Raw genomic sequence first — 10,375 nt, forward strand, 5'->3', positions numbered from 1 at the left:
AGTACCTTTTGAAATTATCTAGGGAAGTAAAGACGGGATTTTTGGTATTGCTGGGTATACTGGCAGTAGTATTTGGATTTAGTTATTTAAAGGCTTCGTCCATTTTTGACAATTCAAGAACATTTTATGCGGTTTACCAACATGTAGGTGGGCTACAAACCGGTACACAGGTAACCTTAAATGGTTTGGTAGTTGGTAATGTTACAGAAATAAGGTTTAAGGATAACTCAGGTAAACTATTGGTAACGTTTAACGTTAACAATGATTTTCAGTTTTCAGAAAATAGTAAGGTAGAGCTTTATGATACAGGTATCATAGGGGGCAAGGGTTTACAGATTATTCCGGTTTTTGATGGTGCGGCTTTGGCAAAATCAGGAGATACCTTAAACGCTAATTCTAAACCAGGACTAACAGAGTTAGTGCAACAGAAGCTTACACCCCTACAAATGAAAGTAGAAGGCGCAGTATCTGGTGCAGACTCCTTATTAACCAATATCAATGAGATTTTGGACGATCCTACCAAAAAACAGCTTCAAGAGACTATAATTGGTTTAAATCAATTGGTTGCCTCTTTTCAAGGAAGTGCCCAAAAATTTGACCAGTTGTTAACGGCCAACAAGGGCCAATTAGATAACTCTATCAAAAATTTAGACAATATAACTTCTAATTTTTCTAAAATTTCAGACTCGCTAGCAGATGCTGGTTTGGCTAAAACCGTGAAACAATTGCAAGGTACTGTCGGAAATTTAAATATATTGCTGAATAATATTGAAAACGGTCAAGGTTCTTTGGGTAAACTGGCTACCAATGATGAGCTATATAATAACTTATCAGATGCCTCTAGGGAACTAGACTTATTATTGCAGGATTTTAGATTAAATCCAAAGCGATACGTAAATGTTTCTGTTTTTGGTAAAAAACAGAAAGAATACGAGTTGCCGGAAGATGATCCTGCCGCAGAGAAAGAGACTAACTAAACTATGCAATACATTCCTAATTTTCTTTTCGCTTTGGCCCTTGGCTTTGGGGTCTGGTTTTTCTACAATAATGTTAGAAAACTTGTAAGAAACATTAAACTTGGTAAAGAGGCAGACGTCTCTGGAGACCGTTCAGAAAGATGGTCTAATATGGCAAGAATAGCCCTTGGGCAATCCAAAATGGTGGTAAGGCCAATAGCCGGTTTTTTACATATTATTGTTTATGTAGGCTTTATTATCATAAACATAGAAGTTTTAGAGATTATACTAGATGGGCTTTTGGGTACACACCGTTTATTCGCTTTCTTGGGTGGAGCTTACGATTTTTTAATCGCATCTTTTGAAATTTTAGCCTTCTTAGTTATTGTTTCCGTGGTTATTTTTTGGTTAAGAAGAAACGTCATTCGTTTGCAACGATTCTTAAAACCAGAAATGAAAGGATGGCCCAAACAAGATGGTAATCTTATTCTGTATATAGAATTGGTTTTAATGTTCTTGTTCTTAACCATGAATGGTGCCGACTATCAACTACAGCAAATGGGGGCAGAACATTATGCGCAAGCAGGTTCATTTCCTATTAGTCAGTTTTTAGCGCCTATTTTTCAAGGTTTATCAGAAAGTACTTTAATTGCCATAGAACGCGGTGCCTGGTGGTTACACATTTTAGGTATCCTGTTTTTTCTTAATTATTTATACTATTCCAAACACTTACACATCTTATTGGCCTTTCCTAATACTTTTTACGGTAGGGTAAAACCACAGGGGCAGTTTACTAATTTGGCTTCGGTAACCAATGAAGTAAAATTAATGATGGACCCTAACGCAGATCCTTTTGCGGCAGATGCAGGTACAGCGGATGCTGGCGAACCGGAGAAATTTGGTGCTTCTGATGTTATGGATTTAAACTGGGTGCAATTGATGAATGCCTACACTTGTACGGAATGTGGTAGGTGTACTTCGGAATGTCCGGCAAACCAAACGGGTAAAAAATTAAGTCCGCGTAAAATAATGATGGATACCAGAGACCGTCTAGAAGAAGTGGGTAAAAATATGGATGCGAATAAAGGTACTTTTGTACCAGATGGTAAACAATTATTGGACGATTATATAACGAGAGAAGAATTATGGGCATGTACTACATGCAATGCTTGCGTACAGGCATGTCCGGTAAGTATAGACCCACTTTCTATAATTGTAGAAATGCGTAGGTATTTGGTGATGGAGCAATCTGCGGCTCCAACCGAGCTGAATAATATGATGTCTAATATTGAAAATAACGGAGCACCATGGCCTTATAATCAAATGGACCGTTTAAACTGGGTTAACGAATAAAACTAGAACTATGAGTGAGCAATTAAAGGTTAAAACCATGGAAGCCTTCTTGGCCGAAGGTAAACAACCCGAAATTTTGTTTTGGGTAGGTTCTGCAGGAAGTTATGATGATAGGGCAAAAAAGATTTCTAGGGCATTTGTACGTTTGTTGAACAAGGCCGAAGTAGATTTTGCAGTTCTAGGCCCTGAAGAAAGTTCTACGGGTGATGTAGCTAAAAGAGCAGGAAACGAATTCTTGTTTCAGATGCAAGCCATGATGAATATAGAGTTGTTAAACGGCTATGAAATTAAGCGTATCGTAACTTGTGATCCACACTCGTTCAATACCATTAAAAATGAATACCCCAGTTTAGGCGGAGCATATGAAGTTTTGCATCATACGGAATACTTAAAAGAGTTGATCGATGCAGGTAGGTTAAGCCTAACTGGTAAAGAATATAATGGTAAACGCGTAACCTTTCATGACCCTTGCTATCTAGGAAGGGCAAATAATGTGTATGAGGCACCTAGAAACGTTTTAGCCAAAACCAACGCCAATTTGGTTGAAATGAAGCGAAACAAGCAGACAGCCTTATGTTGTGGTGCTGGTGGCGCACAAATGTTCAAAGAGCCAGAAAAAGGAGACATGGATATAAATGTGCTTAGAACCAAGGATGCTTTAGAAACTAATCCGGATATAATTGCAACTGGTTGTCCCTATTGTAATACCATGATGACAGATGGTATAAAAGCTCATGAAAAAGAAGATAGTGTTACCGTACTGGACGTAGCAGAACTTTTAGCCAACTCTTTGTAATATGCTAGTAGAATTTGAAGCTTTACCAGAACATGCAAGAATATGGGTTTATCAATGCAATAGGACGTTCACAGAAGAAGAAGTTGCACAAATTAAACTAGAAACCGAAGCTTTTTTAAACCAATGGACTGCCCACGGAGCGGCCTTAAATGCAGGTTTTACCATGCCGTATAATCGGTTTTTGGTAATTGGTTTAGACCAAACGGAGGCAAGTGCATCAGGTTGTTCTATAGATGCTTCCGTACATTTTATCCAAGCTTTGGAACAAAAATACCAAGTAGACTTAATGGACAAAATGAACGTTTCTTATAAGCAAGGCGAATACATAGCGTATAAGGCGCTTAAAGACTTCAAAAAAATGGCTAAGGATAAGGCGGTTTCCAAAAACACGGTGGTCTTTAATAACTTAGTAGCTACTAAAGGGGAGTTTTTAGAAAATTGGGAAGTACCAGCTTCGGAAAGCTGGCATGCGCGTTTTATGTAAAAATTCTGCCAAAAAAGCAGATTTCTTCTTAATTTTTGTGCTTTGATCGGTGAAATACAATATTTTTAATCGCTCTAAGTGGACGACATCCGATTTATGAAGCAACAAAAATTCGCATTACTTTCGATAGCCTTTTTCTTATTTCTAAATGTTACAATTGCTCAAGTAGACCCACTCTTAACCAGTGATTCCTTGGCGCAAAAAGCATGGGTCAATACTACCTATAGTAAGATGTCCTTATCCGAAAAAATAGGACAGTTATTTATGGTTAGTGTGGCTTCTAACCAGTCCAAAGCAGCTACGGATAAAATCAAGGAGCAAATAAATACTTATCATCTAGGTGGGGTAATTTTTTCAAAAGGTGGACCGGTAAGGCAGGCTAAGCTTACCAATGATTACCAGAATGCTGCTAAAGTACCTTTGTTAATTGGGCAAGATGCAGAATGGGGACTAGCCATGCGGTTAGATTCTACCTTTAGTTATCCCTGGAATATGACCTTGGGCGCTATTCAAAAAGATTCCATTGTTAAAGCAGTAGGCCGTAGAATAGGAGAACATGCCAAACGAATTGGGGTGCATATAAATTTTGCGCCCGATTTAGATATAAACAACAACGCTAAAAATCCAATTATTGGAAACCGTTCTTTTGGTGAAGACCGTGATAATGTAACCCGTAAAGGCATTGCGCTTCTACAAGGTATGGAAAGTGTTGGGGTTTTGGGTTCTGGTAAGCATTTTCCTGGTCATGGAGATACCGCTACGGATAGTCATAAAGATTTACCGTTTTTGGATTTTACGCAAGAACGATTGGACAGTATTGAACTTTACCCCTTTAAAAAGCTAATAGATACGGGTATAAGTTCTATAATGGTAGGGCATTTGAGCATTCCCGCGATGGAACCTAAAGCTGGTTTTCCTTCTTCACTCTCTAAGAATATAATCACGGATTATTTAAAAACAGAATTAAATTATAGGGGTATGGTACTAACAGATGCCCTAAATATGCAAGGGGTGCGGAAGTACGCTCCAGAAGGAGAGGTAGAGTTAACCGCTTTTATGGCCGGCAACGATATGTTATTAATGCCAGTTGATGTGGCCAGTGCGCACCAAAAAATAACAGCAGCTTACGAGGAAGGTAAAATAAGTGAAGCGCGCCTAGAAGCTTCGGTAAAGAAGATTTTAAAAGCAAAATATAAGGTTGGGTTGGCAAACTATAAGCCTGTTACATTAGAAAATCTAATTGCAGATTTAAATACCATAGAAGATGAATTGTTGTATGAAACAGCAATAGAAAATGCAATTACCGTAATTAAGAACAAGTTTAATTTATTACCGTTAAGAAAGCTGGACAATAAGAAAATTGCCTATGTGAAATTTGGTGATTCAGATAATGCTGCTTATGTAAATACCTTAAAAAAATATGCAGCGGTAGATGTAATAACCGCTAAAGATATTGCTGAATATAGAGACAAAATTAGACATTACAATTTTGTGATTATAGGTTTGCACAGAAGCAATGAATCGCCTTGGAAAGGACATAGTTTTACAGAAAATGAAAAATACTGGGTACAAGAAATTGCTAGAATGCGTACCAGTAATACCATTTTAACGGTTTTTACCAAACCTTATGCTTTATTAGATGTTCAGGATTGGGAAGCTATGGATGGTATAATAGTGGCTTATCAAAATAGCAAAGTAGCCCAAGAAAAAGCTGCAGAAGTATTGTTTGGGGCCATAGGGGCTAAAGGGAAGCTGCCCGTAACCGCACATCCTAATTTTAAAGTCAATACCGGTATTAATACAAAAGCAATTGCCCGTTTAGGTTTTAGTACTCCAGAAAGGGTAGGGTTAAGCAGTACGGGTTTAGCCCAAGTAGATTCTTTGGTGCAAGAAGGGTTAGATTCATTAATGTTTCCAGGGGCACAGGTATTAATTAGTAGAAAGGGCAAGGTGGTATACCATAAAAGTTTTGGTAAACCTACCTACGATTCTAAAGATAGGATCCATAATAATTATTTGTTCGATTTGGCCTCGGTTACCAAGATATTGGGGACACTGCCCTTAATCATGAAATTGGAAGAAGAAGGAAAGCTAAAATTGGATTACACTTTTCAGGAGCTAATTCCCGCTTATGCAGAATCTGAATTAAAAGACGTAACGGTGCTCAAAGCTTTGTCACATTACGGTAGGTTGCCTGCTTGGATTGCCTTTTACCTAAGTACGTTGGACGAAAACAGAAAACCTTCCGATTTTTTTTATCGCAAAACGCCTTCAAAAGATTATACAACCAAGGTATTTGATGGTCTCTATTTAAGTAATGCCTATAAAGATTCTATCTACAATAGAATTGGCAGACAAGAACTTAAAAGTAATAAATACAGGTATTCTGACGTGGCCTACTACGTTATGAAAAAATATGTAGAGGATACCAACAAACAACGAATTGACACCCTTTTAACGGACTTTTTACTAAAACCAATTGGGGCCACACATATGGCCTATAATCCTCTGGACCAATTTTCAAGGGATTCTATTGTGCCTACAGAAGAAGATAATTATTACCGCTACAAAAGAGTACAAGGTTATGTGCATGATATGGGTGCGGCCATGCAAGGCGGTGTTGGCGGTCATGCCGGATTATTCAGTAATGCATTAGACGTGGCCAAGATTATGCAAATGTATATTCAAGGAGGGTATTATGGCGGTACACGTTTTTTTGATGCCCGAACCATTAAGAAATTTAATACCTGCTACTTTTGTGACGAAGATGTTAGAAGAGGGGTAGGGTTTGATAAACCCCAACTAAAAAACTCAGGACCAACCTGTGGTTGCGTATCCAAAGAAAGTTTTGGTCATAGCGGATTTACAGGAACATATACTTGGGCAGACCCAGAGGAGGAAATAGTCTATGTTTTTTTAAGTAATAGGACCTATCCTACCATGACGAATAATCTATTGGTAAAATCAGGATTGCGTACACGTATTCAACAAGCTATTTATGATTCCATTATCAATTAGGTTATAAATAAAGACCTAATTTAGGCGCATGAAAATTGCAATAGTTTGTTACCCTACTTTTGGAGGTAGTGGAGTTGTGGCCACAGAATTAGGTATTGCCCTAGCAGAAAGAGGACACGAGGTACATTTTGTAACGTACCAACAACCCGTAAGATTGGGGTTGCTAAATAATAATATTTACTTCCATGAAGTACATGTGCCACAATATCCATTATTCCGCTACCAGCCCTATGAATTGGCATTGAGTAGTAAATTGGTAGATACCATTAAGCATTATGATATAGAGTTATTGCATGTACATTACGCCATACCTCATGCCTATGCAGGTTATATGGCAAAGAAAATGTTGAAAGAGGAAGATATTTATATACCAATGGTAACTACCTTGCATGGTACGGACATTACTTTGGTGGGCAATCATCCCTTTTACAAATCAGCAGTAACCTTTAGCATTAACAAATCAGACGTGGTTACTGCGGTTTCAGCAGATTTACGACAAAAAACCTTGGATATTTTTGATGTTGAAAATGATATTGAAGTAATTCCCAATTTTATAGATTCCAGAAAGTACCAAAATGCTTTTACGGATTGCCAGCGAAGTTTAATGGCATCGGAAGAGGAACGCATCATTACCCATATCAGTAATTTTAGAAAAGTAAAACGAATTACGGATGTAGTATCCATTTTTCATAAAATCCAACAAGAAATTCCTGCCAAATTGATAATGGTAGGAGATGGACCTGAAAAGGAAAAGGCAGAGCTTCAATGCGAAACTTTAGGTATTGAAGACAAAGTATTGTTTTTAGGAAACAGCAATGAAATAGATCGCATTCTTTGCTTTTCAGATTTGTTTTTATTGCCATCGGAAACCGAAAGTTTCGGTTTGGCAGCTTTGGAGGCTATGGCCAATAAAGTGGCGGTGGTTTCTAGTAATACAGGTGGTATTCCAGAAGTGAATGAACATGGAATTACCGGTTATTTAAGTGATGTTGGCAATGTAGATGAGATGGCTTCGTACGCCCTGGATATTTTAAGAGATGACTCACGGTTGAATCAATTTAAAGAAAACGCGTATTTAGCTTCTAAAAAGTTCGTGATCACCAATATAGTGCCGTTATATGAGGAAGTTTACGAGAAAGCTTATAAATCACGATTTAAAAATTCCTATTAACGTTATTTTATCGATGTAATTTTCTTCTTACAGGGAATTATATACATTTTTATAGATTTCATTTACATTTGGGCGATATACACTAATAAAAGAAAATGAAATCTTTCAGTTCTCCATTTCTTATCCTTTTTGGATTGATTACTATTTCCTTATCAGCACAAGAAGAATTACCAGTTTTAACCGCAAAAGATTCTATGGTGGTTAGTAGTTGGGTGTTTGGCTTAGGTGTTAATGCCGTAGATGATGCCGGTTCAGAATTTGGTGATTTAACTAATTTCTCTGATAACTGGAATATGGTTCCGCATCCTTCCCGTTTAAGTATTGGCAAATATTTTAAAAGTGGCCTAGGTTTGGAACTGGTTGGTTCCTATAATAAATACCAAGAAGGTAAAGTAATCGATGGTGTTGTAAATACCGAAGAAAAGGATTATTACGCTGGAGATATCCGTATTAATTACGATTTAAATAAAATATTAGGGGAAACGGGTTGGTTTGATCCCTATGTTGGTGTTGGAGCAGGATATACCCAAGCTAATGAACAGGGAAGGGGAACCTATAATGCCAATGTAGGTTTTAGAACATGGTTTTCAGATAGTTGGGGATTAGACTTTAGTTCCACTGGAAAGTGGACCATGAATAAAGAAAATTCTACCAACCACATACAGCATGCAGCTGGTGTTGTTTACCGCTTTGGTGTAGAAAAGGATTTAAATCCGAAGGGCGAGGAAAAACTAGCTAGGATTATGGAGCTGGAAGAAGCCATGAAAAAACGCCAAGATAGTATTGATGCTGCCAAGAGGGAGGCTGCAGAATTGGCCGAACGATTAAAAAGAGAAAAAGAAGCGGAGGATTTGGCAGCAGCAGAAAAGGCGAAGCAAGATGCGCTAGAAGCTAAAAAAGAAGCTTTGCGTAATGCTATTGACAATTTAGGATTGGTTTATTTTGATTTGAACTCCTCTTATTTAAATACAGAATCTAAAAGTACCTTAGAAAAGTTAGCCGTGCTTTTGCAAGAAAACCCTTCTTTAGTACTAGAGGTTAGTTCCTATACCGACGCCAGGGGTACTGATACGTACAACCAATGGTTATCTGAACGTAGGGTAAAACGAACAACAGACTATTTATTGGCCCAAGGTGTATCAGAAACCAATTTAAAAGCACAAGCGTTTGGTGAAAGTCAGTTAACGAACGAATGTACCGACGGAGTGTACTGTTCAGAAAGTAAGCATAGGGAAAATAGACGTTCAGAATTTAAGATTTTGGAGTTTTAAATAACCCATGTTCAATAAATAAAATTATCTAGTGCCAAACTTATCGTAACCACTCATAGCCATAATTTCAAAATATAACTAATGACAAATTTTAATAATCTACTAAAAACAAAGCCATCAATGCAGTTGGGATTAGTGGCGCAAAAGTCTTTGTTACTAATTTTTGTCTTTTTCGCTACTGTTAGTTCTGCACAATATACCAAGGTGGTTGTTGTGGGGGCCTCTATTATGGAAGAGGTATATGGTAAGGATTTAGTTAATCCAAACCCAGCTAGAACCGCTGAATGGCAGGCAAATGGTATTAATGTAGATGTTTATGGATACGGATTTACCGGTGCTACTATTGATCAAATAATTCCAAATCTGCAGCAGGCTATGACAGACCATCCTACAAATACGTTATTTTTAGTCCACATAGGAGGTAATAATGTATCTGTAACCAGGCCCTATACTTCGGCAACACCAACTGAATTACAGGGTATTTCGGATGATTACGATGCTTTATATGCAGCTATAGATCCTTTACGTTTGGCAGATGTCATTATAATGCCAATCACTTTTAGAACCTATGACATCTTCTTAGATGACATTTATAATAATGAAGAACTGGGTAGTTTACCGTATAACACCGACATTTTAATACCAAAAATACAAGTTAATGCACCTGATCAGGTGGGTACAGACGGTAATCCGTTTATAGATTTGTACAATTTTACCCGCAATTATTATCAAACCTATATTGATGTTCCTAGAGATGGTATTCACCCAATAAACCCTGGAGGGCGCGATTTATTATCCGATTTTATGCGTTCTCGTGCCGCTTATTTTATTAACGGTGATTTTGTTCCTCCGGTAATACCCAATGTGGTTGAAACTAGTATTGATATAGATGGGGATGGCGTTACCAATGCTGATGAACTTTCAGATGGTACAGACCCGTTGAACGGTTGTGATTTTGTACTTGCGAACAGAACTCAAACCTCTTCCCCTGCTTGGCTTGGAGCAGATTGTGATGGTGATGGGGTAATTAATGGCGATGAAATAGTAGATGGTACCGATCCATTAGATCAATGTAGTTATGTTTTAGCAAGCCAAACATTGGAACCATCTAATTTTTGGAAAGCTACGGATTGTGATGGAAATGGCTTTAGTAATGGGGACGAGGACAGCGACGGTGATTTGGTATTGAATGGTACGGACGAAGATGACGATAACGATGGTTTATTGGATGTATCGGAGTATGATTGTCCTGTTGGCGGATCACAATTAGAATGGGGCACGCATGATTGGCCCGATGGTAGTCCAGAGGACGATTTGTCATCTACG

7 protein-coding genes and 1 pseudogene are annotated in these 10,375 nt (G+C 37.9%); all 8 read left to right on the top strand.

Annotated features, from left to right (window positions below; all coding sequences use genetic code 11):
• The first annotated feature begins 8 nt into the window (after positions 1-8).
• A complete protein-coding gene (locus tag ACXAGS_RS14770) occupies positions 9-977 on the top strand; it encodes an MlaD family protein (RefSeq protein ID WP_474907845.1) in 969 nt (322 codons plus the stop codon).
• A gap of 3 nt (positions 978-980) precedes the next feature.
• A complete protein-coding gene (locus ACXAGS_RS14775; RefSeq protein WP_474907847.1) occupies positions 981-2,309 on the top strand; it encodes a 4Fe-4S dicluster domain-containing protein in 1,329 nt (442 codons plus the stop codon).
• 10 nt (positions 2,310-2,319) lie between these two features.
• Entirely contained in the window at positions 2,320-3,105 is a 786-nt protein-coding gene (locus ACXAGS_RS14780; RefSeq protein ID WP_474907849.1) for a (Fe-S)-binding protein, read from the top strand.
• Between the two features lies 1 nt (position 3,106).
• A complete protein-coding gene (locus tag ACXAGS_RS14785) occupies positions 3,107-3,589 on the top strand; it encodes an ABC transporter ATPase (protein ID WP_474907850.1) in 483 nt (160 codons plus the stop codon).
• Positions 3,590-3,685: 96 nt separating this feature from the next.
• Positions 3,686-6,607 carry a glycoside hydrolase family 3 N-terminal domain-containing protein gene (locus ACXAGS_RS14790; protein ID WP_474907852.1) on the top strand — a complete coding sequence of 974 codons (2,922 nt, stop codon included), beginning with the start codon at positions 3,686-3,688 and terminating at the stop codon, positions 6,605-6,607.
• A 28-nt stretch (positions 6,608-6,635) separates the two neighbouring features.
• The gene (bshA, locus tag ACXAGS_RS14795) at positions 6,636-7,778 is read left to right on the top strand and encodes an N-acetyl-alpha-D-glucosaminyl L-malate synthase BshA (RefSeq protein ID WP_474907854.1); all 1,143 of its coding nucleotides are present in this window, start codon (positions 6,636-6,638) and stop codon (positions 7,776-7,778) included.
• A 95-nt stretch (positions 7,779-7,873) separates the two neighbouring features.
• Complete coding sequence (locus ACXAGS_RS14800) at positions 7,874-9,049, top strand: OmpA family protein (protein ID WP_474907856.1); 1,176 nt, start codon at positions 7,874-7,876, stop codon at positions 9,047-9,049.
• An 81-nt stretch (positions 9,050-9,130) separates the two neighbouring features.
• A pseudogene (locus tag ACXAGS_RS14805) lies at positions 9,131-10,375 on the top strand (hypothetical protein); the annotation flags it as partial.

It is taken from the genome of Croceivirga sp. ABH4_376 (assembly GCF_056160685.1).